Here is a 23604-nt window from a genome sequence, read left to right as displayed (position 1 = left end):
CTAAATATACAGCCAACATTATTCCTGTACGACTAATAGTAGAATCATGCCACATTGCTTCCTGTCACTGAGCGTAATACTGAATGCGCACTATTTAAAACTGTAGATAACCTCCCCTAAGTTATACTAAAGAATAATGCGTTAAAGAGAAAAATGTTCACGCATTGCTATACACTTTTATAGTGAACCCTTAGGTATCTTATTCATGCGTGTAAAGCTTTTCATATCAGTTCTCATAAGCGCTCTGTTGCTTTTCATAACGCCTCGAGCCAATAGCACCACCGAGCCTTTGATTATAGGCATTGATGCGGACTTGTCTGCCGTAGCCATTGAAGGGGGCGTAGCTATATCACGAGGCGTTGAATTAGCCGTTGATGAAATTAATGCAGCAGGTGGAATTCTTGGTCGTAAACTAAAGGTAATTTCTAAAGATCACCGAGGTAACCCTGCGCGTGGTGTATTTAATATTAACCAATTTTCTGAAATGCCACACTTACTTGCCGTGGTAGGGGGTGTTCACACACCTGTTGTTCTTGCTGAAATAGAAGTCATACACGAAAAAAACATATTAATGCTAGTACCATGGGCGGCGGGCACACCTATTGTCGATAATGATAAAACACCCAACAATGTATTTCGCGTATCGGTTCGCGATGCAGAAGCCGCAAGGGTGCTCATTGACTATGTTAAAAACATTGGCCTCTCTAACGTAGCCCTTGTCTTAGAGCGCACTGGCTGGGGTCGTTCTAATCTCGCGTCGCTCACCAAAGCCGCAAGTGAAAAAGGCATTGCGTTCACGTCAACCCACTGGATTAACTGGCAACAAAAGGATTTTTCTGAAGATATTTCTGCCATTAGAAACAACAAGGCTGAGGGCATAATTTTAGTGACGAATGTTCCTGAAGGGGTTGTGGTTCTTGATGAAATAGCAAAGCAAGAGTTAACCAAACTCCCCATAATTTCACATTGGGGTATCGCCTCTGGTCAATTTGCGTCAGCGCTAGCTAACCCGATTGGCATGTATAATATCTCTGTGCTCCAAACTTTTCACTTCAGCCATCAAAAAAATAGCCAATCGAAACAACTGTTAGAAGCCTACTACAATAAATATGGCTTAGTAGATAGTCAGGCTATTGGCGGTGTTACAGGGCTAGCTCATGCTTATGATTTAATTCATTTGATCGCTGCGGCTGCCGATAAAGCTGGTAGTATAGAAATTGATAAATTGCGCAGTGCCCTTGAATCTTTGCAGAACGTTTCAGGCGCCGTTAAACACTATGACGCCCCATTTACAAAAGAAAGGCATGATGCACTTTGGTCAAAGGATTATTTTATGACGAAGTATAATGATAAAGGCCACTTGGTAACAATAGGCCAAAAATAATGCAACACAAGCCAACAAGGTTACGCTCTTTACTACTTTCAAGCATGATACCTCGACTAGCATTGTTAATAGCAGTGCTGTCTGTAATGCTATTTGGGCTTTCTTTTCACTTTATCATTAAGCAAGCAGATGAACTTCAGCGTCAGTCGATAAGTGGATTAGAGCAGGACATTAACTACATTGTTAGTGATACCACTCGACAACTTGCTGACCTTGCTGCAAACGACATCATTATCAACGCGCTTGTCGATATAGAGCGCCGTGATAGTTATCTGCCAATGTTCTTTCGCTCGTTAAATTTAACGCAGGCGAAAAGCGTAGAGTTTGCACTATTTGATTTTGCGGGAAACCGAGTTATCGATAAAAACTGGAATGCAACTATTCCTGAATCGCTAAGCAGTGCATGGCGACAACAGACGTTAGGCTCATCGAATACGTTCTCTTCTGTATCACAGTATGGTGTACTTATTAGTGTTCCAGTGCTTCTTAAAGGGGTTGCCGAAGGTGCACTGGTCATGTACGTTGATAGCTTACAATCATTATTAGCGCCTTACCCTCGTTTAACAAATCAGCTTGTCACAGATTCAACTGGCCACGTGCTGTTTAGCAGCGAACCAACCCTTATTGCACCCGGCTCAAATTTTTCTAATTTCAACAATAGCGGGTACGCTATAACGCGGGCAAACTGGAAAAATCTAACGCTATACAGCGTTAAGCCCACAATAACAGCGTACCGGGAAATGGCGTGGACCGGCATTGTTTTGTTAGCCATGATTGCAGGCTTCATATTTATTATTTTGCACATGGTTAGCATGACAGGTACATTAGCTGAACGCACGCTCTCTAAGCTTTACGAAGATATCAAAAACAGCCTTAACAGCAATAGCAATGCGCCTTTGCGCGATGACCAACAGCTTGAAGCGCAAGAGCTTTCCGACATTCGTAAAGCGTTTGACAAGCTAATTTGGGACCTCACCGAAGTCTCTCTTTCAAATGAACAATTTTCTAATGTTCTTGAGTCAATGGGCGACATGTTAGTTGTTGTCGATCAAAATCAAGAAGTCTTGCTTTCGAACAAACGGTTTGATGATTTTTGCGATGACCAATATGGCGAAAAGCAAGGTATCCTTAAATTTATCATGCAAAAGCTGGGATCGACTCAAAGCAATGAGCTAAAACACTTTTCGGTTAGCACAGGACAAGAGCGGTTCGTTCGTTGGACAAAAACCTCTCTTGCTGATGCGAATGGCAACATTCGCGGCGATATTTTTGTAGGTAGTGATGAAACCGAGCAGCGTTCGTTAGAAAGCCACGTAAAAGTGCTTACCCACGCAATGGATGAAGCCACCGTATCCATTATCATTTCTGATATCAAACGCGTTGGTCAGCCTATTATCTATGTAAATAGTGCATTTGAAGAGCTAACTGGCTACACCCGCGAAGAAATCATCGGGCATAATTGCCGTTCTATGCAGGGAGAGGAAACCAATGAAAAGACCATTGACTGCATTCGCAAAGCTATCGCTACCCGAGAGCCCATAGAAACCACATTATTGAACTATAAAAAAGACGGCACCAAGTTCTTTAATCGCCTAAACCTGACTCCCGTTAAAACTAACGGTGAAATAACTCATTACATCGGGTTTCAGCAAGATGTAACCCAGCAGCGTCAAACTGAACAATACCTTCAGGAAGCAAGAGAGAAAGCGGAAGAGTCTGCGCGCCTCAAGTCTAGCTTTTTGGCAAGTATGAGCCATGAAATCCGTACACCTATCCACGGCATTTCTGGCGTACTACAACTGTTAGCGAGTTCAGAACTTACCGGGGAACAAAAACATTACTTGTCTTTGGCTAAATTTAGTATTCAGGGATTGTTGCACATCGTAAACGATATTTTGGATTTCTCTAAAATTGAAGCAGGTCAGCTTCAAATAGAAGAGAGCCCGTTTGATATCTTGGAGTCTCTGGAAAATTTACAAAGCCAGTACGCCATACTCTGCCAAGAAAAAGGGCTAGAGCTACACTTCCACTTTGACTTACAAGGCTACCATGTCGTTCAAGGTGATGATGTTCGATTTAGACAAATTCTTTCAAACTTACTTGGTAACGCCGTCAAATTCACCGATACAGGCTACATTGAGGTAACTACCTGTATTGAGAAAAAACCCGACAATACCCTTCGTCTATTATGCAGCGTAAAAGATACAGGTATCGGAATAGCACAAGATAAGCAGAGCACTATCTTCGATGTATTTACGCAAGAAGACCTTTCTACTACTCGCAAGTTTGGTGGAACCGGCCTTGGCCTTTCTATAAGTAAACAGCTGTGCGGGCTTATGGGCGGCGACATCAAACTTGAAAGTGTTAAAGGTAACGGCAGCATTTTTTCGTTCACTATTCAATTAGAAGAGGCCGACGAAAGCCTGATAAAACCGATACATTACAACAACGCGTCGAAAACCGTGAAAGGCAAGAAGCGTAAAGTGCTCATTGTAGAAGACAATGATATTAACCAGGTAATTGCAAAGCAGCACCTTAGCAATCACACCACGTTAAGTGCAAAGTCGGGTGTTGAGGCCCTGCAAGCTTTGAACAAAATGAAGGTTACCTTCGACGTTATCTTGATGGATTGCCAAATGCCCGAAATGGATGGGTTTGAAGCCACCAAGCGCATTAGAAATGGCGAAGCCGGCTCTCGATATTTGAATGTCCCCATCATAGCCCTTACGGCTAATGCCATGAAAGGTGACAAAGAGCGCTGCGTAAGCGCTGGGATGGACGATTATTTAAGTAAGCCTTTTGACGCCGAAGACCTTACCGACAAAGTGGAACGTTGGGCAAGTATTGAGAAAGACCAAGAAGCGAACGCCGTACATTAGTGCCGTGGTAATAAATTTAGGCCGTTAAATGCCTTTGCAAGTGTGCCAACTTCCCTCAAACAGATTTGTTTATTGCGCTTGTTCGTGGCTGCCATGATGTATTGCAATTTCGCCTTAGCGGAAGAAGTACTGCGTTATAATATAGGTACTTCTGGCAGCTCCCCCCCTATGAAAATGCTATTAACGAAAATCGAGCAGGCATTTTAGTTGAAAACCTGCCGCTTATTATGGATAGGGCGGGATTAAAAATAGAATATGACAAACCTTTAGGTAATGGCCTTTCGACTTGAAAGTTGTAAAAAGACCGGAAGTTTCACGGTTTGAATAAGTAAACAGAGGCAAACTAGCCCCATGCCAACCCACCCTACCGGCTTAAACGCTTCGCCAATAAGAAATATGGCAAATAGCGTTGCAACAAGAGGCTCAATGAGGGTAATAAGGGTGGCCTTACTTGCTTGTGTGGTACGCAGACCATACCCAAAAAGAAGGTACCCTAAAAACATAGGCACCACAGCCATATATAGCGAAACGCTCGTGTTGATAGTACTTTCAAACACATTCTGACCGGTAAAATAAAGCGACGGTAATAATACTAATGCAGCGCACCCGAAAAGCCCGGCCATTGAGGAAGTCGAATTTGCGCCTGTCTCAATTAACTGCTTAGCAGCCCACGAGTAGCCTGCATAGGTTAAACCTGCAACTAGGCCTAATACAACGCCTAATGTTTGATGACGCTGTGCTTCTAACAACCCGAGGGTTTCAGTAGACCTCCCTGCCGCTAATAGTGCAATACCGATGGCGCCTATCACGAAGCTAACAGCCCACTTAAAAGATACCGGCTTTTTGCTGATAACGCGTTCCAAAACAGCAGCAAATAGCGGCGCACTGGCAATTGAGACTACGGTACCTATTGCAACGCCAGATAATCGCATCGCGCTATAAAACGCAAGCGGATATACAGCCACGCATACGCTTCCAAACACCAGCACCCAAGGCCTAGAAAATAGAATATGTGCATCGCGAACCAAGGCCCTGTGGGCACTCACACACAACAAAATGCCCCCTACTCCCATAGCAAACGCACCAATAGCGAGGGGGCTTATCTCGGGGGCGAATTGCGCCGCAGTTCCGGTTGTTCCCCATAAAAAACTGGCGATAACGATAGCAATAATGCCCTTTAACCCGTCGTCCACGCTTGAAACTTTCTTCACTTCTGATGCTCCTGACAGATATTCCTGATAGATACCACTTGCTTTATAGCCCTGCTTACTAACTGTGTAATAGCCAAGCTAGTGCAAAGTTCTATTCATCGCTACGCCAAGTTTATTTAGCGTGACAACTTACTTAAACATGATCATACGTGGATTGTTTCCATTGTATTTAGCTTGATAGACGCTTTTTTTGACCTTTTAGACGCAAGTTCACTACTGCGTCCAGCCAACACCAAGATTAACATTACTATTACAATTAAAATACACATCAAGATATTCGACTAAAGTTGAAATATTTATTCTAGTATCTATGGAAAATCCCCCGCTTTTTGCCACATTACGCCCTTGCCTAATAACAAAATAGAAACAACCAACCTGGATGGACTTATGTTTAAACTAGAAAATTCGTCGTTTCGACGAAGCACAGTAAGCATTGCGGTAATGAGTTTACTTAGCTCTGGCGCAATAGCACAGGACACAAAACAAGCAGACGATGACGACTTCGAGCAAATTATTGTTACAGCAACGAAGCGTGCAGAATCCATTGAAGACATTCCGTTTTCCATTAACGCTCAAACACAGCGTGACTTCGAGCGCAGTGGTGCTGGAAATCTTGAAGATGTAGCAAGAAACGTAGCAAGCGTATCCATTCAAAACCTTGGACCGGGTCAGAGTCAAGTGTCTATGCGTGGTGTATCGGCAGGGCAAATCGTTCGCGATCAGCCCGGCGTTAAAGAGCAGGTAGGTGTGTATCTAGATGAAAGCGTGATCTCGCTATCTCTATTCACGCCGGATCTCGATCTTTTTGATCTTAACCGTATTGAAACGCTGCGCGGCCCACAAGGCACATTGTTTGGCTCGGGTTCTATTGGCGGTACCCTTCGATACATTACCAACCAGCCTGAATTAGACACCTTTGAAGGTAAATTTGAAGCAAACTTAAATACAGTGACCGATGGCGGCGTAGGCGGACACGTGAAAGGTATGGTTAACCTACCCATCTCAGATACCATCGCTATGCGCGCTGTAGTGTATCGCACAGACTACGCGGGTTTTATTGATGCTTATGGCGAAAATGGCGCGTTTAAAGAAGACGTTAATGACGGCGATAGAACCGGCGGTCGCGTTGCCTTCGTGATAGCGCCAAATGATAAATTAACCATTACTCCACGACTTATTTTCCAAGAACTGGAAATGAATGGATTTAACCGTCAAGAAGTGTATAACCTGTTTGATAACCCTTATACCACCTCACGACCCACTGTCGAATTTGATGAGCGTGAGCAATATTTATTGCTCGATGAAGGCTTCTCCGATGACACCTTTATTGCTGACGTAACCGCTGAATATCAAGCTGATATTGCCGATTTCACCTTTGTTTACAGCTACACCGACCGCGATATCCTGGTTAGTCGCGACGCCAGCGCCCTATCAGGCTCGGTTAGTATCGACCTAGGCTTTCCAGATGAAGCGGTATTATTGCCATCGAACTTATTGGATAGAACAGAAGTAGAACAGGACACCTTTGAGCTTCGCGCTGCGTCTAACGATGATGGTGCGCTAGACTGGCTTGTTGGTGCATTTTACTCGTCTACCGAGCGCGTGTACGATCAATCACTTCCAACCCCTAGGTACGACGCGTTCACTGATGCAACGTTAGGCGAAGGCACTTCGGCGGCTGTAGCAAACGGCTTTGAAGCAGATTCGCCATACAACGCTTACCTACCTTACGACTTAAAACAGCTGGCGGTATTTGGTGAAGTAAATTATCAGGTTAATGATGACTTCAAAATGACCGTTGGCTCGCGTTTTTACGATTACGAAGAAGAGCGACAATTTATCTCTGGCGGTTTGTTTGCTAACGGCGATAACCAAACCGACGCAACAGAATCAGACGGCTTTACGTCTCGCGTAATTGGCCAGTACAGCCTGAACGACAACGTGAACTTTAATGCTCAGGTGTCACAGGGCTTTAGACTTGGCGGCGTTAATGACCCGCTAAACCGCAGCTTGTGTACCGACCAAGATGAAGCCATCTTTGGTTCATTCCAAGACTATGACGATGAAAAGCTTACTAACTATGAGATTGGTATGAAATCATCAGGTCGTGGATGGACGGCTAATATCTCGGCTTTCTATAACGATATCGAAGATCTTCAAGTTACGTTAGATGCGGGGTCTTGTTCTTCACGGGTCTCGTTTAACGTACCTGAAGCCCTCACCCAAGGTATTGAATTTGAACTTACCCGCCAGTTTACCGAGCAACTATTCTTCTCGTTAACCGGTAGCATCATCGAAGCTGAGTTCGACTCAACGGTGGTTGATGGCGACGGTGCGGTACTTGGTGGTGTAGAAAAAGGGAATCGTTTAGCGTCAGTACCTGAAGAAAGCTTCGCTATCGCGTTTACTTACGATTTAGCGCAGCCTTTATTCTCATCAAATGCGACCTATTTCCAAGGTTCGTATCAATATGTGGGCGATCGTATAACCCAACCAAGCGACCAAGTTGCGGGCGCGGGCACTTTCACATCAGGGCTTGCCTTTGGCGGAGCTACAGGTAGCGAAACAACGGAATTAGATTTGTTGTTAGACGACTACGGCACGCTGAATATGAGCTTTGGCTTAACGTACGATGATTACGAAATCTTAGTCTACGCTAACAACCTGTTCGACGAGAACGCACTGTTGTCGTTTGATAGAGAACGTGGTGGTCGTGCACGCCTTGGCTTTACCACTAACCAGCCTCGCACTGTAGGCGCAACCTTCCGTTATTTCTTCTAGTTACGGATGAATAAACGCTTTGCCTGGAGGTATGCGCCTTCAGGTAAAGCGTTCACCTGAAAGCTAAATAACAAAAGCGTCAATAAACGCTATCTTGGAAAAGAGTGGAGTTGGCCGTAAGCCGGGTTCTGTCGTGGGCAACCATTCCTCTAGATCAGCAATCGCTCACTGATTCAAGCAACCTACCCGATCCCCATGCGGGCCACACGTTGAGGGATCCTATTTGGTCTTGCTCCGGGTGGAGTTTACCTTGCCACACTCTGTTACCAGAGGTGCGGTGCGCTCTTACCGCACCCTTTCACCCTTACCGGCATGTAAACATGCTTAGGCGGTCTTCTCTCTGCTGCACTTGTCGTCGGCTCACGCCGCCCAGACGTTATCTGGCACCCTGCCCTTTGGAGCCCGGACTTTCCTCCCCTTTCTTACGAAAGCGGCGATTGCCTGGCCAACTCCGCGGCGCATTCTACATGAAGTGCACTACAATAGCACCCTATTCCTGCTCGCTGTAAAAGCACTGCTCAACGGCGTTTTTATCGAGCAGTTTTGTGATGATAAAAATTTGATCGCCTCTCTCTATTTTCGTGCTTCCTTTAGGGATAAGGGTGTCTTCTCCACGGGCAATCATCGCCACAACCGTATTATCGGGTAACGCTAACTCACTAATAGTTTTATCAAGCGCTGGCGAAAGCTTTGATACTTCAATTTCGATAAGTTCCCGCTTGCTCTTGGCGACTTTGACAATTTCTAGGGTACTCGATGCTTTAACGTTATCATCTAATACCAAGCCTAACTTACGCGCTGCATAGGGGAGCGTAGAACCTTGCAACAAGGCCGAAATTAGCACGATGAAAAATACCACGTTGAATATAAGCTCGGCGTAAGGCATGCCGAATATAAGCGGGAATATAGCCAAAATAATGGGCACTGAGCCGCGTAACCCCACCCACGAAATAAGCAGAGACGCTTTAAACGAGAACTTAGAAAGCAACAAAATGGGCATTACCACCAGCGGGCGCGCTATAAATATCAGCACACAGGCAATCAATAAACCGTCTTTCCAACTAACAAACAACTCTGTTGGGGTAACCAGCAGACCTAAGATAACAAACATAGCAATTTGGCCTAGCCAGGCCAGCCCGTCGAGAAACACAAAGGTATTGCGCTGATAGGCAAAGCGGCTGTTGCCCACAATAACACCCGTAATGAACGTGGCGAGGAAGCCACTTCCGTTTAGGTTTGCAGCTAGGCCAAAAGATAACACACCAAACAGCATCACAAACACCGGGTACAACCCTATCGCCATGAGTGTAACTCGTCTAAAGAGCCACACGGCAATACCGCCGATAGCAATACCCACGAAAGCACCCACCCCCATTTGACTGGCAAATAAAGAGGCCAAATCCAGAGGGTTGGTGGTGCTATCTTGAATGAGGGTAATAAGACCTATGGTAAGAAAGATAGCCATGGGATCGTTTGAGGCACTTTCTAATTCTAGGGTAGATTTTATTTTAGTCGGTATGCGAATACCTGCATTTCGCAATACTGAAAATACGGCGGCGGCATCGGTAGAGCCTACAATAGCCCCCAGCAACAAGCCTTTGTATAACGGTAAATCGAGTATAATCATAGCGGACAGACCGGTTAATGTAGCGGTACCGATAACACCAAAAGTTGCCAGTAGCGCAGCCGGTTTCCACGCCTGAACAATCGATCTTTTTGAGGTTTGCAGGCCGCCGTCAAAAAGGATAAGAATAAGCGCGAACGTACCTATAGCGTGCGCAGCATCGGCATTATCAAAGAAGATACGCCCAATCCCATCTTCACCAGCCAGCATACCTACACCAAGGAATAACACCAAAACAGGTACACCAAAGCGCGGAGACAATTTACTGGCCAGCACGCCTAGAATGGCCAGCACTGCGCTAAGTAAAATAATGTGATCAACTGCAAACATTATGCGTTCCTTATTGCCTTTAATGTCAATATACATACTCACAAACTAAGTAGGTACACATCAAAGGTTCCTGTTAATACTGTTACCTTACCGCGTTTCTACGCAAATGTATTGAGGCACCAAAAACGCGGTACGGGGATGAATTAAAGAGCGTGTGTCGCTTAAGGAATATGCGACAACGACGCCTTAATTTCTTCTGCAGTGGGCTTTAACTGTGCTTTTCCTTGCCTCTCTCTTCTACTTCCCAATAGATACAGTAATGTAGAGGTAATAAACAAAGTTGAAGACGTGCCAACTACGACAGCAAAGACCATAGGCACTGCAAAACTTTCTACTGCGTCACCACCAAATATAGCCATTGGGAGCAGCGCTAATAGCGTGGTAACTGACGTAAATACCGTTCGACTTAATGTGCTGTTCACCGCTTCATTGATAGTGTTCGCTAAAGGTTTAGCTGGGTCTAAACGCAGTAATTCACGGATGCGATCAAGCACCACCACTTTATCGTTTATCGAATAACCAATAAGCGCTAATAACGCCGCGACAGCGGTTAAGTTAAACTCGATACCGGTTAACGCGAAAAAGCCTACGGTTTTGGTTAAATCGAGTAACACAGTAAGTAATGCTGCTGTCGCGAAATGCGCTTCAAAACGCGCCCACAGGTACACCAACATGCCACCACCGGCGATAAGCAGCGCAAGAATAGATAGCTCCGCGAAACCTCCGCTAACTTTGGGACCAACCATATCAATTTTATCAAAGCTTACCGTGTCGTCAGCCTGTGAAATCGCACGTTTCAGCGCGTCAGTCTGCTTTGCATTGCTATTTTCAAGCTCGCCATTGCTGTCGAGAACAGGTGCGCGCAACAAATAGTGATGCTCATTGCCATACTCTTGAATGGCTACCTGATCAAAACCATTACTTTCAATGACATCTCGTAACTCGTCAGTCGAGAGCGCTGGCGCAGTCAGCTCAATCATGGTGCCACCGGTAAAATCGACGCCATAATGTAAACCTGGTTTGGCAAATAATCCGATTGAGAGCACTGTTACCAATACCGAAATAGCTAATGCGATTTTACGTTTAGCCAGAAAATCAATACCGCTAAGCTTATCGCTCAACCGCAGTAGCGGTGATGAGAAGCGCAAATAAAGGCGCTGCTGAGTGCGGTCTCGCGTATTTCTGTGCTTCGACTTAACCACTTTTAGCATTAGCACTTTAGTTAAGGCAACCGCAGTAAAAACAGAGGACACAAGACCGAGGGCAATGGTGATAGCAAAACCTTTGATAGGCCCACTACCGAACATAAACAATAAGCTGACTGCGATAAGCGTAGTGAAGTTTGAATCTACTATTGTTGCGAATGCTTTTTCAAAGCCCACTTCGATTGCACTGGCTGCAGGGCGGCCTTTTTTACTTTCCTCACGTATACGTTCATTAATTAAAATGTTTGCATCTACCGCCATGCCCATAGTCAGAATCAAGCCTGCAATGCCAGGTAATGTGAGTGTTGCGCCAAATAAGGTTAACGCACCAAACACCAATGCCATGTTGATGCACAGAGCAAAGCTTGCAATAGCCCCCCATCTGCCATAAATCGCTACCATAAATGCTAAAACTAGCAACGCACCTGCTATACCGCTTTCTACACCGGTTTGAATAGCATCGCTACCTAAATCAGGCCCAACCGTACGTTCTTCTATAATATTAAGGGGCACAGGTAACGCACCGGTGCGAAGCATTAATGCAGTATTACCTGCCTCGGGCAACGTAAAGTTACCGGTAATTTCTCCTCGTCCGCCTGGGATCACGCTGTTAATAACCGGGGCGGTTACCACTTTGTCGTCAAGAACAATAGCTAGCACGCGGCCAATATTGTCACGGGTCATAGTGGCAAACTGCTTAGCACCGGCACTGTCTAAACGAAAGGTCACTACGGGCTGACCGGTTTCGCTACTTAAGACACCTGCCGCATCAGTGATATGCTCACCCTTTAGCGCCACCTTTTGCTCTAATTGATAGGTATTGCCTGCGACATCCTGTTTATTCATTACTTGCTCAGACTGGCTGTTTGCAGCCCAATGAAAGGTCATTTGTGCTGTAGTGCCCAATAGTTTTTTAACTTGGGTAGGATCAGACATGCCCGGCATCTGGACTAAAATCGCGTCTTTACCCTGTAAGGTAACACTTGGCTCAGTAAGTCCTGTTTCGTTCAAACGCTTTCGAACTACCTCTACACTTCGGTTTAATGTGTCTTTAACCAACTCTTCGGTGTACAACTCATTAAGCGTAAGGGTGACGGTGTTTTGCTTTATCGCAACATCAAGTGCACTTGTTCCGTTCGGTTGCGCGGAAATTTGATAGGCAATGTCTTTGACCTTTCTAGCATCATCTGCACTGCGCAAGGTAAATACAACGCGTCCAGCACTATCTTCACTACTGGCCTTAGAAGAAAGCGAGTGAGGTGTTCTGGTATAGCGTACGTTTTGGCTACGTAATTCGCTAAGTACATCGCTGGAAAAACTGTTGAGTTGCTTCGCAAACAGCGCGTTGGTGTCTGCGGCTAAGAGCAGATGCGAGCCGCCCTGTAAATCTAAGCCTAAAGAAAGTGTGCTAGTGGTATACCACGTGGGTAACTGTTGTTTAACTGATTGTGGCAATATGTTGGGCGCAGCGCTCAGTAAACCGAGCATAACGATGAGCACATACACAAAGCCACGAAATGAAAATCGTGCCATTTTAAAATCCTGAGTAATTAAGTTTTAAGGCGCTATAACGAGAAACAAAGGAGCTTTGCTTTCACGTTAGCGCATGTAAAGGGGTTAACTCAGGATGGAAGGTGGGCCTCGCGGGCTCGCTTTTACCCACGTTTTACGGTTAAAGAAAGGCCCTGCTGATGGCACCTTGGTGGATGAAGCTTTGTAAAAGGCAAAGTTTGGCGATGCCGATATTAAGCCGTGCGGCTCTGCGTCAAAGGCCTTATCGCCTTTATCACCGGTCAGCTTAGTGGCGCTAAACCTAAGAGAGTAGTTTTGCGTGCTGTGAACAAACTTAGCCAGCGGAGATTGCGACGTAACTTCAGCATTATTCGCTACATCAGGTGTCTGAAAACCCGTACTAACAATTAGATACGACAATACCCACGCGGCGAGAAGCGGCGTAAATGAAGAAGGGCAATAGCGTTTTATAAAAGCGCGCACGATATTTAGGCTGGTTTTACTAAAAATACGATTTTAGACAAGCAGGTGAGATGGGGGCGGACAGATTATTTTCAACGTTTGTTTGCATCGTACTTCTTAACCGTATAACGCTTATTTAAATCTTCAATAATTGGGTGAGACACAACTAACTCCTCAATACATAAATGGGAATAATCTAAAAGTTGTGCGTATGGTATAGATTCAGATTTTCACTGATAAGCCCTATAAAAAATGAATCAGTTTCAAAGTAAATTTGAAAATAAGTTTAAGTACAAACGGAAAACCTCTTAAAGCTGCTTTATCGTCATCGGAGGATTATCTTTCTAAACCAATACCGTGGAATGCGTTATTAAAACCTTTTTGTGATTAACTTCACAAGGGGAGGGCTAACCGCTATGCTGAATTACGATAATTCAAATAACTCCATGAATAAATTAGGTTTACCTTATGATAAAGCGTTTGCTGTTATCCCTATTTTTTATTTCGCCGCTAGTATTTGCACAAAGCGGTTCTCGCTTAATAGCCTCAGGGGGAATTACAGGGTTCGAGGGCACCGCGGGTGGCGGTATAACCCCATGGGCGTTCATTGGTGGGTACACCAGTAAAGAAGAGATAAGTTATTCTGCCAATGTTCAATACTTAAGCCTTAACGATTACTCGCTCACTACTGCTGGTGCAGGCATAAGTCTGTTTGACCGCGTAGAGATTAGCGTGCAGCGCCAGCGTTTAGATATTTCTGCAGGGTTAACCAGCAATGTTTTTGCGTTACTTACAGAAGGTGCGGTGACCAACGCTAACAGTGCGACTATCGAACAAGATATCGTGGGCGCGAAAGTGAAATTATTTGGGGATGGTGTATTTACGCAAAACTCATGGGTTCCACAAGTTGCGATAGGTGCCCAGTATAAGAAAAATAGAGATTTCGACAGTTCGCTTTCATTGCCAGATGGCACCGTTCCACTTCCAGAGATCGGCGTACCTTTGCTTTTAGGCGCAAAAGACGATAGCGGCACTGATGTTTACGTTTCGGCTACTAAATTATGGTTAGGTACACCATCAGGCTACAATTTACTTACCAATCTTACCGCTCGATACACAAAAGCCAATGTGTTTGGTCTGTTGGGGTTCGGTACCGAAGAAAACGACAATGCAAAGCTTGAATGGGAAGGCTCATTGGCCCTGTTAATTAGCCCAACTACCGCAATAGGAACAGAGTTTAGAACGCAGACTAACCGACTTGGTGGGCTGGCCGAAGAAGATACGGTTGTTGATGCCTTTATTGCTTACTTCCCCAATAAATCTATTTCAATTACGGCAGCTTACGTCGATTTAGGTAACTTACCGTTACAAGAAAGCTCCAGTGGCTTTTACCTTTCGGTTAACGGCAACTTTTGATAGGGGAATACAATGATCAAACATTGCATTAGGTTAACAGTATCCGCGATTCTAGGCGCTTTTATCAGCGCGTGCGCGACTTCTCCTGAACAAAGCCTTTATGATGAAATTGGGGGCCATAAAACGCTTAATACTATATACGGCGTAGCTATTACGCGAATTTATACAGACCCTGTAATTGGTCACTATTTTAAAGGGGTTCCCAAAAAGCATTTGCGTGACCAGCTTGTTTTGCAAACGTGCGAGCTTATTGGGGGGCCTTGCGAGTATGACGGTAAGACCATGGTAGAGTCTCATAAAGACCTAAATATCAAAGAGCGGGAGTTCTATATTTTAGTGGAATACGTGCAGGGCGCCATGCGCGATGTGGGCCTGACTTATCAACAAGAAAATCGCATTCTTAAAAAGTTGGCGCCTATTAAATACGAAACCGTTTATCTCTAAGATATGAGCCCTTATCACAAGATTAAGCTTTTCCGAAAAATCCTAATTGTTGCAAAGCACTTTTTTCTTCGTACGTGTATTAAAAAACCCTCGTATAAACGAGGGTTTTGAGCATCTACATAGTGCGCTTTTTAGCTAGGCGTTACCGCGTTGTGGTAAACGTCTTGTACGTCGTCACAATCGTTAAGCATGTCCATGAATTTTTCGAACATAGGCATGTCTTCTTCGCTGATTTCAGTTTCAGTTTGCGGCATCCAGCTTATCTCATCTGCGATAAAGCTAAGGTCTGGGTACGCTTCAGTTAGCGCAGTTCTCACTTGGTAAAATTCAGTATGCGGTGCATAAACCGTTACTTTACCGTCTTCAACTTCAACGTCAGTGACGTCTACGTCTGCTTCCATTAACACTTCTAAGATAGCGTCTTCATCGTCACCTTCAAACTGGAACACAGCTTGGTGGTCGAACATGTGCGATACCGCGCCTTGCGCACCTAACTTGGCGTTAGTTTTTGTAAAGCAGTTACGTACTTCGGTGATAGTGCGGTTTGCGTTGTCAGATAAGCAGTCAACAATTACCATGCAGTTGCCCGGGCCGAAACCTTCATAGCGCATAGGCTGGAAGTCTTCACCAGCACCACCTGCCGCTTTATCGATTGCTTTTTCGATAACGTGGCTTGGAACCTGATCTTTTTTCGCTTTTTCCATAAGGCGGCGAAGTGAAAGGTTGGTGTCTGGGTCGGCACCACCGTTTTTCGCGCACACGTAAATTTCTTTACCGTATTTAGAATAAACCTTAGTTTTTGCGCCAGCGGTTTTCGCCATGGCGGCTTTACGTACTTCGAATGCTCTTCCCATCTTAAAATTCTCTTTCTCGCAATTAGAACGCTGCGTTGGGTTTTATCGGGCTACCGTGCCGCGCAATGGCAAGCCTTGGAGTTTTGCCTAGCGACACAGAAAAATTGTGCGAAATTCTACCTTAATTTTCGTTTAATACCAATGTGAATGCCCTTAGAAAGGAAGCTGGCATGTTGCCTTTACGTTTTCATTCAGTACTAAATGTACTCTGACCCCACACACTTGTGTCTATGGCAAGTGCTCTGTGGCTAGGTAATCGTGGGACTGCATTTCTTTTAATCGGCTCAAGCATCGCCTGAATTCAAAGTTGAGCAAGCCCTCTGTATAAAGGCTTTCAAGTGCAACTTCTGCGGATATTATCAGTTTTACATTGCGTTCGTAGAATTCATCTATCATGGCGATAAAGCGTCTTGCTACATCGTCATTGTGTTGCCCCATCTCTTTTACATTGGCGAGCAATACCGAGTGATAGCAACGGCTTAGTTCAATATAGTCACTTTGGCTTCGAGGCCCACCGCATAGCGCATTAAAATCAATCATAAGCACGCCGTCAGCATTTCTCAGGGTACTAATTTTGCGGTTATTTACTTCAATATCTTCGTCCTTCGACCCTTCCTCTGGCGCTAGCTGTGCAAAATAGCTATGCAGGTTCTCGGTGGCTTCTTCATCAAGTGGGTAATGATAAATTTCAGCTTGTTCTAAGGTTCTTAGACGATAATCAATACCGCTGTCTACGTTCACCACCCGAGTGTTTTGGTTGAGCAGGTCAATTGCTGGTAAGAATCGCGCACGTTGTAGCCCGTTTTTATACAAGTCATCGGGTACTATGTTCGACGTTGCCACCAGCACGATACCATGGCCAAACAACTCTTCCATTAGCGTGCCTAAAATCATGGCATCGGTAATGTCTGACACGAAAAACTCGTCAAAGCATATCACTCGCGCTTCTTTTGCTAATTTTTCAGCTACTAGCTTCAGCGGGTCTTGGGCGTTTTTAAGCTGTTTGAGCTCGTCATGAACGCGGTACATAAAGCGGTGAAAATGCACACGCATTTTCTTTTCAAACGGTAAGCAGTCGTAGAAGGTATCCACCAAATAGGTTTTGCCTCGCCCTACACCACCATAAAAGTAAATACCTTGTATGCCCGGTTTTGCATGGCCTTTACCAAATGCTGCTTTTAACTTTACCCGCCACGTCATTTTCTTTTCAGGCTGGGTTAGTTCATCAAACAAACGTTGAAGTTCTTTTACTGCATTTTCTTGTGCCGCGTCGTAATGAAAATCAGACGACTTAAGATCTAGCTGATATTTTTCCCATGGCGTCATCGCCGAAACCACTCCGTATAAAAGTCAATAGCGGCGCACGCTGCACCGACCTGCTTGAATTTCTCAATTATGACCTTAATTTTAATGGAAATCACGGTAGAATCTCACATTGAAATTCGACATACACTGAATAAATGTCACTATGTATGCGCTTTTCGGGTTCGACCTTGCTATATTCAGCATATGGTCGAAAGCAGCTTTTAGATCGTAGAAGTAAAGGTCGGCTGCACGATGTAGATTTATTCGGAGAATATAATGGAATTGTTAGTATCTCTTGCTTTGTTAGTTGTTGGCTTAATTATTGGCTTTTTCGCAGGTCGCTTTTTTCAACAAAAGCAGGGCGCAGGTAATGCTGCACAAACTGAGAAGCAAGTGAAAGAGATCCTCGCACAGCAGGCACAGCATCACATTCATCAAACGCGTCAAAGCTTAGAAAGCATTGAAAGCCAGTGCGAAACGCTAAAGCAACAAATTGAAGAGTACGAAACACTGCTAGAACAAGGCGGTGATGAAGAAGACAGCAAAGTTCCTTTTTACGGGGAACAGGCTACTACCTATTTACGTAATAATCTGAAAGGGTCAGATAAGTCTAAAGTTAATCGTGTTTCTGATACCCAGCCGAAAGACTTCGCAAACTCAGGTTCGGGGTTGTTCGTCGGCGGTTCTGAGCAGAATAACGCAGAAAAACAGTAACATCGGGAACTTTATTACGACGTCGGACTCTTTTACTGAAACCATGCTATGTCGCATATAACATGAAGGAGTGTAAGCGAACATGAAAATGTCTTTCCGCCATTGTCTATTGGCGTCTGCCGTTGTTGTAAGTTCACTGGGCTTTACTGCTAGCACGCAGGCGGCGTTACCGTTTTTTTCTGATTCAAAAGATGAAGTGCCGTCTTTAGCGCCCATGCTCGAAGAAGCTACCCCTGCGGTAGTCAGTATTGCAGTTGAGGGTACGCAGACCTCACGTCAACGCGTACCTGAAATGTTTCGCTACTTCTTCGGCGCTCCCCAAGAGCAAGTTCAAGAGCGCCCCTTTAGAGGCCTTGGCTCTGGCGTTATCATCGATGCCGACAAGGGCTATGTCGTTACCAACAACCACGTAGTCGATAACGCCGATGAAATTACCGTTAAGCTAACCGACGGTCGCGAATTTAAAGCGAAAAAGCTGGGTTCTGATGAACAAAGTGACATTGCGCTTCTAAAAATCGAACCCGATGATTTAAAAGCCCTCCCTCTTGCCGATTCTGACGGCCTGCGCGTAGGTGACTTTGTAGTCGCCATTGGTAATCCATTCGGTCTTTCTCAAACCGTAACGTCGGGCATTGTAAGCGCCTTGGGCCGTTCAGGTCTTAACATTGGCGGTTACGAAGATTTCATTCAAACAGATGCCGCCATCAACCGCGGTAATTCAGGTGGCGCACTGGTTAACCTTCACGGCGAATTGGTTGGTATCAACACCGCTATTTTTGGCCCTAACGGCGGAAACGTAGGGATCGGTTTTGCCATCCCTGCCAATATGATGAAGAGTCTTGTTGACCAAATAGCTGAGTTTGGTGAAGTGCGTCGTGGTCTGCTCGGTATTCTGGGTAGCGATATTGACGCTGGCCTAGCTGAAGCAATGAATGCCGAAGTGAATATTGGCGCATTCGTTAGCGAAGTTCAGCCAGAATCAGCAGCAGAGAAAGCAGGCCTACAAGCGGGTGACATCATTACTGCCATCAATGGCCGTCAACTTCACAGTTTCCAAGAGCTACGCGCGAAAATCGCAAGCATGGGAGCAGGTGCTGAAGTTGAACTTACCGTAATGCGTAAAGGTAAGAAAATGAATGTTGATGTGGTGCTTGACGATGCTACCGATACTACGGTTACGGCAGCGCAAATCCACCCGGCCCTTGAAGGTGCAACCCTTTCTAACGGAGCCGATGATGCAGGTAATGCAGGTGTTGTTGTGTCTGATATTGAACGCGGTGCGCCAGCGGCAAGAATTGGGCTACAGTCCGATGACGTTATTATTGGTGTTAACCGAGTGCGCACGTCTACAGTGGCCGAGTTTAGAAATGCCCTTGATGAAGCTAAAGGCGTTATCGCGCTTAACGTGAAACGCGGAAACTCTACTTTATACTTAGTTATTAGGCAGTAGTTTTCATTTAGGTATCGTTTAACTTATTGATCAAGCGGCGCTATTAAAGCGCCGTTTTTATTTTTACTTTACCAATTCAAGGCTTACTGACACGGTTCGCAAACCCCCTTTCTACAGAAATAACCAGACTCTTTGAGTTACACAAAATTTGCGTTTCGTTACGGTAGTTTAGTGAATAAAGTGATATCCTTTACACTAATAAAGATAATTCAAGAACGTTGCGCTTTTAATTTGTGAAGTAGTACCCCAATAACGGTACGTATGGAGTAAGTGCGACAGACAACGATAAGTGTGACTTGTGACTGGCCGCTCAATAATAAACTTCTTACTAAAATCTGTGATCCTCGGTGTTGCCGTTGCTGCTTTGCTATTAATTTTTTTACCTGAGCTTCGTCAAGGTAAAGGTTTGGCACAAGGCTTCTTTAACGAGTCATCCGTTAGCGCTAGTCGCGAAAGCTACTTTTCAGCGTTAAGCCGCTCAGCACCTGCTGTGGTCAATATCTACAGTGTTAGCATCGAAAATGGCTCGGGGCTATTTCGCAATCAATCCCGTGGGCGCACCAATCTGGGCTCCGGGGTTATCATGACAGAAAACGGCTATTTGCTTACCTGCCATCACGTAGTAGCGGATGCCGACAGTATCTATGTAGCAGTGCAAGACGGGCGTATACTAGAAGCGCAAATTGTGGGTACCGACCCACTAACCGACCTCGCAGTGTTAAAAGTTACCGCTGATAACCTACATATTATTCCACAAGTCGCTGAACCTGATACCCACGTTGGCGACGTCGTCATGGCAATTGGTAACCCGTTTGATTTAGGCCAAACCATTACTCAAGGTATTGTAAGTAGAGCTGGTCGTAACGGGCTTTCAAACTACGTAGACTTTATCCAAACCGATGCGGTGTTGAACCAAGGAAATTCCGGCGGTGCATTAGTAGACAGTAACGGTATTTTGCTAGGCATTACCAACGCCAACTTCCAGGTACTTGATTCAAATAACCGTGTTCGCAACGTAGACGGCATTAACTTTGCGGTACCTTACGAGTTAGCCAAGCGCGTAATGGATGAAATTATTAGTAACGGCAGAGTTATACGCGGCCAGCTAGGCTTTGTGGGTGGAGAGAACCGCAACCGCCCTGGCATTGATGTGTCGGCAGTAGCGAAAGGTAGCCCTGCTGACGTGGCGGGTATACGCCCAGGGGACATTATAGTGGCAATAGATGGCGTACGCTTAGAAAGTGCATCGAAAACGCTGGATATGATTGCTGAAACAGAACCTGGCACAGAGCTTGAAATTGAATTGAGCCGCGATGGGCGTTCGTTAACACTTACCGCTACAGTGGGTGAGCTTCGCGCAGGACAATAGTAATAAGGCACGAAAAAAGCGCCTCGTGGGATATTCGGGCGCTTTTTAGCATTCTTATAAGTTGTGAGTATTACTCTTTAACGCGCTCAATAATGGCACCCAACCCGCCTAGCTTTTCTTCTATTGCTTCGTAACCACGGTCTAAGTGGTAAATGCGGTTTACATGAGTTTCACCTTCGGCAATAAGCCCCGCTATCACTAAGCTTGCCGACGCGCGAAGATCTGTTGCCATCACGGGTGCGCCTTTAAGGCTTGAGCTGCCTTTCGATACCGCAGAGTTAGCTTCAAGCGCAATTTCAGCCCCCATACGCTGCAGTTCAGGTACGTGCATGAAGCGGTTTTCGAAAATCGTTTCCGTAATTACGCCCGTGCCCTCGGCAACACAGTTTAAGGTAACAAACTGCGCCTGCATGTCGGTTGGAAATGCCGGGTGCGGTGCGGTTTTAACTCTTACAGCTTGAGGCTTCCGCCCTTCCATGTCGAGTTCAATCCAGTCTTCACCTGTGGTAATTTTTGCTCCGGCTTGTTCTAGCTTATCAAGCACGGCATCAAGAGTATCTGGCGCAGCATTTGTGCAGCGAACTTTGCCACCTGTGACGGCAGCCGCCACTAAGAAAGTCCCTGTTTCAATGCGATCAGGCAACACGGCATAATCACAACCATTGAGTGTTTCCACACCTTCGATAGTAATTTTATCGCTTCCGGCACCGCTAATTTTAGCGCCCATCTGAATAAGGCAGTTTGCTAGGTCAACAATTTCCGGTTCACGTGCTGCGTTTTCTAGGATGGTAGTACCGTCAGCCAGGGCCGCTGCCATCAGTAAGTTTTCCGTAGCGCCCACGCTCACCATATCCATAAAGATACGCGCGCCTTTAAGGCGACCATCAACTTCAGCGCGAATATAACCTTCGTCCACTTCAATTTTTGCGCCCATTTTTTCAAGGCCAGTTAAATGAAGGTTTACAGGGCGAGCTCCAATAGCACAGCCACCCGGTAATGATACATTCGCTTTACCCTGCTTCGCGAGAAGCGGGCCTAGTACTAAAATTGACGCACGCATAGTACGCACAAGATCGTAAGACGCCGTTACGCTTTCAAGTGTACTGGCATCAATAACAATATCGTTAGGAGCAGGAAGCGCAACTTCAACGCCTAGCTCACGCAACAGCGCGGTAGTAGTGTTAATATCGCGAAGGCGAGGAACATTGGTATAGCGACAAGGAGAGTCAGTAAGCAAACTTGTCATCAACAATGGTAACGCCGCGTTTTTAGCGCCGGAGATACGCACAGTTCCGTTTAAGGCTGAGCCTTTTTTAATTACGAGTTTATCCACGAGCAGCGCCTATTATTGAGGAATATTAAACTGGCGCTCACGCTCCCAGTCTTTCACTGAAAACGTCTTGATAGTAATTGCATGCATACTACCGTCTGCAATTTTATCCGCCAAAGGCGCATACACGGCCTGCTGGCGCTTTACGCGACTCATTTCATTAAACGCATCGCTCACTGCAATGATATTAAAATGCGAACCTTCACCTTTTACGTGGACTTCGTGAAGATCTAAGGCATCTTTCAAGATTTTTTCAATTTCAGACAATTCCATAACTTACTTCTTTATTCGCTAACTGGTGTTTATTCTACGGGTAAAAAGCCATCGGCGTTGCTAATTTTTGCAAGCTTGTGCAACTTTTCCGGCATTTTATGAAGGGTTATGCTAACACCATTTTGCTTTGCATCCCTAACGGCATTAATAAGCCAAGCTAAACCCGCACTGTCTGCACGCTCTACATCGCTCAAATCTACTGAACAACGTTGGTTTTGAACTAACGTATTGCGCTCACTACTCGCTAGGCTTTCCCAGAAGTTTTTAGACAGCGTATCACGGTCAAGGTGACCGTGAACAACCACGTCACCTTTATCGTTTACCTCAAATAGGCTCACTCAGCCTCTCCCTTGATTTCGATAGGCTCGTCTTGCTTAAGCTCCACAGGCTTACCAATTTTTTCGCGCATTAGGGCAATAACAGCATCAATGCCTTCTTGGCGCAGGATTGACTCGAACTCGCTGCGTTTGCTGTTAAGCATGCTGATACCTTCAGCAACCATGTCATACGCTTTCCATTCGTTGGTCTTGCTGTCTTTGCGCACTTTAAACGCTATTTTAATTTCCGGGCGTTTTGGATCTTGGACCACGGCGCGTACCGTCACCGACTTTTTATCATCAAACGATGATTCAGGCTCAAAAATAACTTCTTGGTTATCGTAGTAACCCATTGCTACCGCATACGTTGTTACCAGATACTGACGAAATACGCTAATGTACTCACCCATTTTTTCCTGCGGCACAGACTTAAAATGCTTGCCTAGCACCATGAAAGCGGCAAATTTGTAATCGATATGCGGAACCAGTTCTTCTTGCATAATAGTACGCAACATTTCAGGGTCAGCTTTAATTGCATCTTGGTTAGCTTTAATGCGGTCAAAGGTTCGGTTTGCCACATCTTGAACAAGTTCATAAGGGTTTTGCTCGTTCACGTCTTGTGCATTGGCTACACCCGCTACAGACATCATAAAGATGCCAATTGCTACCATAATTTTTTTCAAAATATCTCTCCTAACTTCAAACTCTTTTAAGCAGACCTGACAAATATCGATTTTGTTTCAT

At 45.2% G+C, this 23604-nt stretch carries 18 protein-coding genes and 1 other RNA gene; 8 read left to right on the top strand and 11 right to left on the bottom strand.

Annotation, left to right across the window (positions count from 1 at the left end):
• The first annotated feature begins 205 nt into the window (after positions 1 to 205).
• The gene (locus ACX5J7_RS04970; protein WP_015066293.1) at positions 206 to 1384 is read left to right on the top strand and encodes an ABC transporter substrate-binding protein; all 1179 of its coding nucleotides are present in this window, start codon (positions 206 to 208) and stop codon (positions 1382 to 1384) included.
• A complete protein-coding gene (locus ACX5J7_RS04965; protein ID WP_015066292.1) occupies positions 1384 to 4263 on the top strand; it encodes an ATP-binding protein in 2880 nt (959 codons plus the stop codon). The genes ACX5J7_RS04970 and ACX5J7_RS04965 overlap by 1 nt, the downstream gene beginning before the upstream one ends.
• Before the next feature lie 266 nt (positions 4264 to 4529).
• Here ACX5J7_RS04965 and ACX5J7_RS04960 read toward each other — a convergent pair whose 3' ends face one another.
• Complete coding sequence (locus tag ACX5J7_RS04960; protein WP_462835131.1) at positions 4530 to 5474, bottom strand: DMT family transporter; 945 nt, start codon at positions 5472 to 5474, stop codon at positions 4530 to 4532.
• 387 nt (positions 5475 to 5861) lie between these two features.
• Here ACX5J7_RS04960 and ACX5J7_RS04955 point away from each other — a divergent pair, with 387 nt between their 5' ends.
• Positions 5862 to 8255, top strand: coding sequence for a TonB-dependent receptor (locus tag ACX5J7_RS04955; RefSeq protein WP_498706298.1), 2394 nt, complete (start codon positions 5862 to 5864; stop codon positions 8253 to 8255).
• 102 nt (positions 8256 to 8357) lie between these two features.
• On the opposite strand, the gene rnpB is transcribed toward ACX5J7_RS04955, so the two are convergent.
• The 4 genes from rnpB to ACX5J7_RS04935 all read right to left on the bottom strand — a co-directional run bounded on the left by rnpB (position 8358) and on the right by ACX5J7_RS04935 (position 13409).
• An RNA gene (rnpB, locus tag ACX5J7_RS04950) (RNase P RNA component class A) lies at positions 8358 to 8708 on the bottom strand.
• A 37-nt stretch (positions 8709 to 8745) separates the two neighbouring features.
• A complete protein-coding gene (locus ACX5J7_RS04945; protein ID WP_498706297.1) occupies positions 8746 to 10209 on the bottom strand; it encodes a potassium/proton antiporter in 1464 nt (487 codons plus the stop codon).
• A gap of 161 nt (positions 10210 to 10370) precedes the next feature.
• Positions 10371 to 12947 (bottom strand): protein translocase subunit SecD, encoded by a 2577-nt coding sequence (secD, locus tag ACX5J7_RS04940; protein WP_498706296.1) that lies wholly within the window; start codon positions 12945 to 12947, stop codon positions 10371 to 10373.
• 84 nt (positions 12948 to 13031) lie between these two features.
• On the bottom strand, positions 13032 to 13409 hold the full coding sequence (locus tag ACX5J7_RS04935) for a hypothetical protein (protein WP_498706294.1): 378 nt from the start codon (positions 13407 to 13409) through the stop codon (positions 13032 to 13034).
• A gap of 447 nt (positions 13410 to 13856) precedes the next feature.
• On the opposite strand from ACX5J7_RS04935, the gene ACX5J7_RS04930 reads away from it, so the two are divergent.
• Both ACX5J7_RS04930 and ACX5J7_RS04925 read left to right on the top strand, forming a co-directional pair.
• Complete coding sequence (locus ACX5J7_RS04930; RefSeq protein ID WP_498706293.1) at positions 13857 to 14804, top strand: DUF3034 family protein; 948 nt, start codon at positions 13857 to 13859, stop codon at positions 14802 to 14804.
• A 12-nt stretch (positions 14805 to 14816) separates the two neighbouring features.
• Positions 14817 to 15248 (top strand): group I truncated hemoglobin, encoded by a 432-nt coding sequence (locus tag ACX5J7_RS04925; RefSeq protein WP_498706292.1) that lies wholly within the window; start codon positions 14817 to 14819, stop codon positions 15246 to 15248.
• 131 nt (positions 15249 to 15379) lie between these two features.
• On the opposite strand, the gene ACX5J7_RS04920 is transcribed toward ACX5J7_RS04925, so the two are convergent.
• Positions 15380 to 16102 carry a YebC/PmpR family DNA-binding transcriptional regulator gene (locus ACX5J7_RS04920; RefSeq protein WP_012517357.1) on the bottom strand — a complete coding sequence of 241 codons (723 nt, stop codon included), beginning with the start codon at positions 16100 to 16102 and terminating at the stop codon, positions 15380 to 15382.
• A 228-nt stretch (positions 16103 to 16330) separates the two neighbouring features.
• Positions 16331 to 17428 (bottom strand): cell division protein ZapE, encoded by a 1098-nt coding sequence (zapE, locus tag ACX5J7_RS04915; RefSeq protein WP_498706290.1) that lies wholly within the window; start codon positions 17426 to 17428, stop codon positions 16331 to 16333.
• A 255-nt stretch (positions 17429 to 17683) separates the two neighbouring features.
• On the opposite strand from zapE, the gene ACX5J7_RS04910 reads away from it, so the two are divergent.
• From ACX5J7_RS04910 to ACX5J7_RS04900, 3 genes are all read left to right on the top strand, one after another.
• Entirely contained in the window at positions 17684 to 18121 is a 438-nt protein-coding gene (locus ACX5J7_RS04910; RefSeq protein ID WP_012517355.1) for a ZapG family protein, read from the top strand.
• Positions 18122 to 18209: 88 nt separating this feature from the next.
• Positions 18210 to 19571 carry a DegQ family serine endoprotease gene (locus ACX5J7_RS04905; protein ID WP_015066282.1) on the top strand — a complete coding sequence of 454 codons (1362 nt, stop codon included), beginning with the start codon at positions 18210 to 18212 and terminating at the stop codon, positions 19569 to 19571.
• Positions 19572 to 19869: 298 nt separating this feature from the next.
• Positions 19870 to 20940: a trypsin-like peptidase domain-containing protein gene (locus ACX5J7_RS04900; RefSeq protein ID WP_012517353.1), complete on the top strand. Its 1071-nt coding sequence runs from the start codon at positions 19870 to 19872 to the stop codon at positions 20938 to 20940.
• A 70-nt stretch (positions 20941 to 21010) separates the two neighbouring features.
• Here the strand turns inward: ACX5J7_RS04900 and murA are convergent, their stop codons facing one another.
• From murA to ACX5J7_RS04880, 4 genes are read right to left on the bottom strand one after another with little or no spacing between them, the layout of a single operon-like run.
• Complete coding sequence (gene murA, locus ACX5J7_RS04895) at positions 21011 to 22273, bottom strand: UDP-N-acetylglucosamine 1-carboxyvinyltransferase (RefSeq protein ID WP_015066281.1); 1263 nt, start codon at positions 22271 to 22273, stop codon at positions 21011 to 21013.
• 12 nt (positions 22274 to 22285) lie between these two features.
• A complete protein-coding gene (locus ACX5J7_RS04890) occupies positions 22286 to 22543 on the bottom strand; it encodes a BolA family protein (RefSeq protein WP_012517351.1) in 258 nt (85 codons plus the stop codon).
• A gap of 29 nt (positions 22544 to 22572) precedes the next feature.
• The gene (locus tag ACX5J7_RS04885) at positions 22573 to 22881 is read right to left on the bottom strand and encodes an STAS domain-containing protein (protein ID WP_012517350.1); all 309 of its coding nucleotides are present in this window, start codon (positions 22879 to 22881) and stop codon (positions 22573 to 22575) included.
• A complete protein-coding gene (locus ACX5J7_RS04880) occupies positions 22878 to 23543 on the bottom strand; it encodes an MlaC/ttg2D family ABC transporter substrate-binding protein (RefSeq protein WP_012517349.1) in 666 nt (221 codons plus the stop codon). The genes ACX5J7_RS04885 and ACX5J7_RS04880 overlap by 4 nt, the downstream gene beginning before the upstream one ends.
• Positions 23544 to 23604: the final 61 nt, after the last annotated feature.

This window comes from Alteromonas infernus (genome assembly GCF_902705815.1).
This window is presented reverse-complemented; position numbering and strand designations above follow the sequence as displayed.

What these genes read in the sequence shown, in the direction of transcription:
- ACX5J7_RS04970 (WP_015066293.1), top strand. Translation starts at nt 206, where the DNA reads ATGCGTGTAAAGCTTTTCATATCAGTTCTCATAAGCGCTCTGTTGCTT.
- ACX5J7_RS04965 (WP_015066292.1), top strand. Translation starts at nt 1,384, where the DNA reads ATGCAACACAAGCCAACAAGGTTACGCTCTTTACTACTTTCAAGCATG.
- ACX5J7_RS04955 (WP_498706298.1), top strand. Translation starts at nt 5,862, where the DNA reads ATGTTTAAACTAGAAAATTCGTCGTTTCGACGAAGCACAGTAAGCATT.
- ACX5J7_RS04945 (WP_498706297.1), bottom strand. Translation starts at nt 10,209, where the DNA reads ATGTTTGCAGTTGATCACATTATTTTACTTAGCGCAGTGCTGGCCATT.
- secD (WP_498706296.1), bottom strand. Translation starts at nt 12,947, where the DNA reads ATGGCACGATTTTCATTTCGTGGCTTTGTGTATGTGCTCATCGTTATG.
- ACX5J7_RS04930 (WP_498706293.1), top strand. Translation starts at nt 13,857, where the DNA reads ATGATAAAGCGTTTGCTGTTATCCCTATTTTTTATTTCGCCGCTAGTA.
- ACX5J7_RS04925 (WP_498706292.1), top strand. Translation starts at nt 14,817, where the DNA reads ATGATCAAACATTGCATTAGGTTAACAGTATCCGCGATTCTAGGCGCT.
- ACX5J7_RS04920 (WP_012517357.1), bottom strand. Translation starts at nt 16,102, where the DNA reads ATGGGAAGAGCATTCGAAGTACGTAAAGCCGCCATGGCGAAAACCGCT.
- zapE (WP_498706290.1), bottom strand. Translation starts at nt 17,428, where the DNA reads ATGACGCCATGGGAAAAATATCAGCTAGATCTTAAGTCGTCTGATTTT.
- ACX5J7_RS04910 (WP_012517355.1), top strand. Translation starts at nt 17,684, where the DNA reads ATGGAATTGTTAGTATCTCTTGCTTTGTTAGTTGTTGGCTTAATTATT.
- ACX5J7_RS04905 (WP_015066282.1), top strand. Translation starts at nt 18,210, where the DNA reads ATGTCTTTCCGCCATTGTCTATTGGCGTCTGCCGTTGTTGTAAGTTCA.
- ACX5J7_RS04890 (WP_012517351.1), bottom strand. Translation starts at nt 22,543, where the DNA reads ATGGAATTGTCTGAAATTGAAAAAATCTTGAAAGATGCCTTAGATCTT.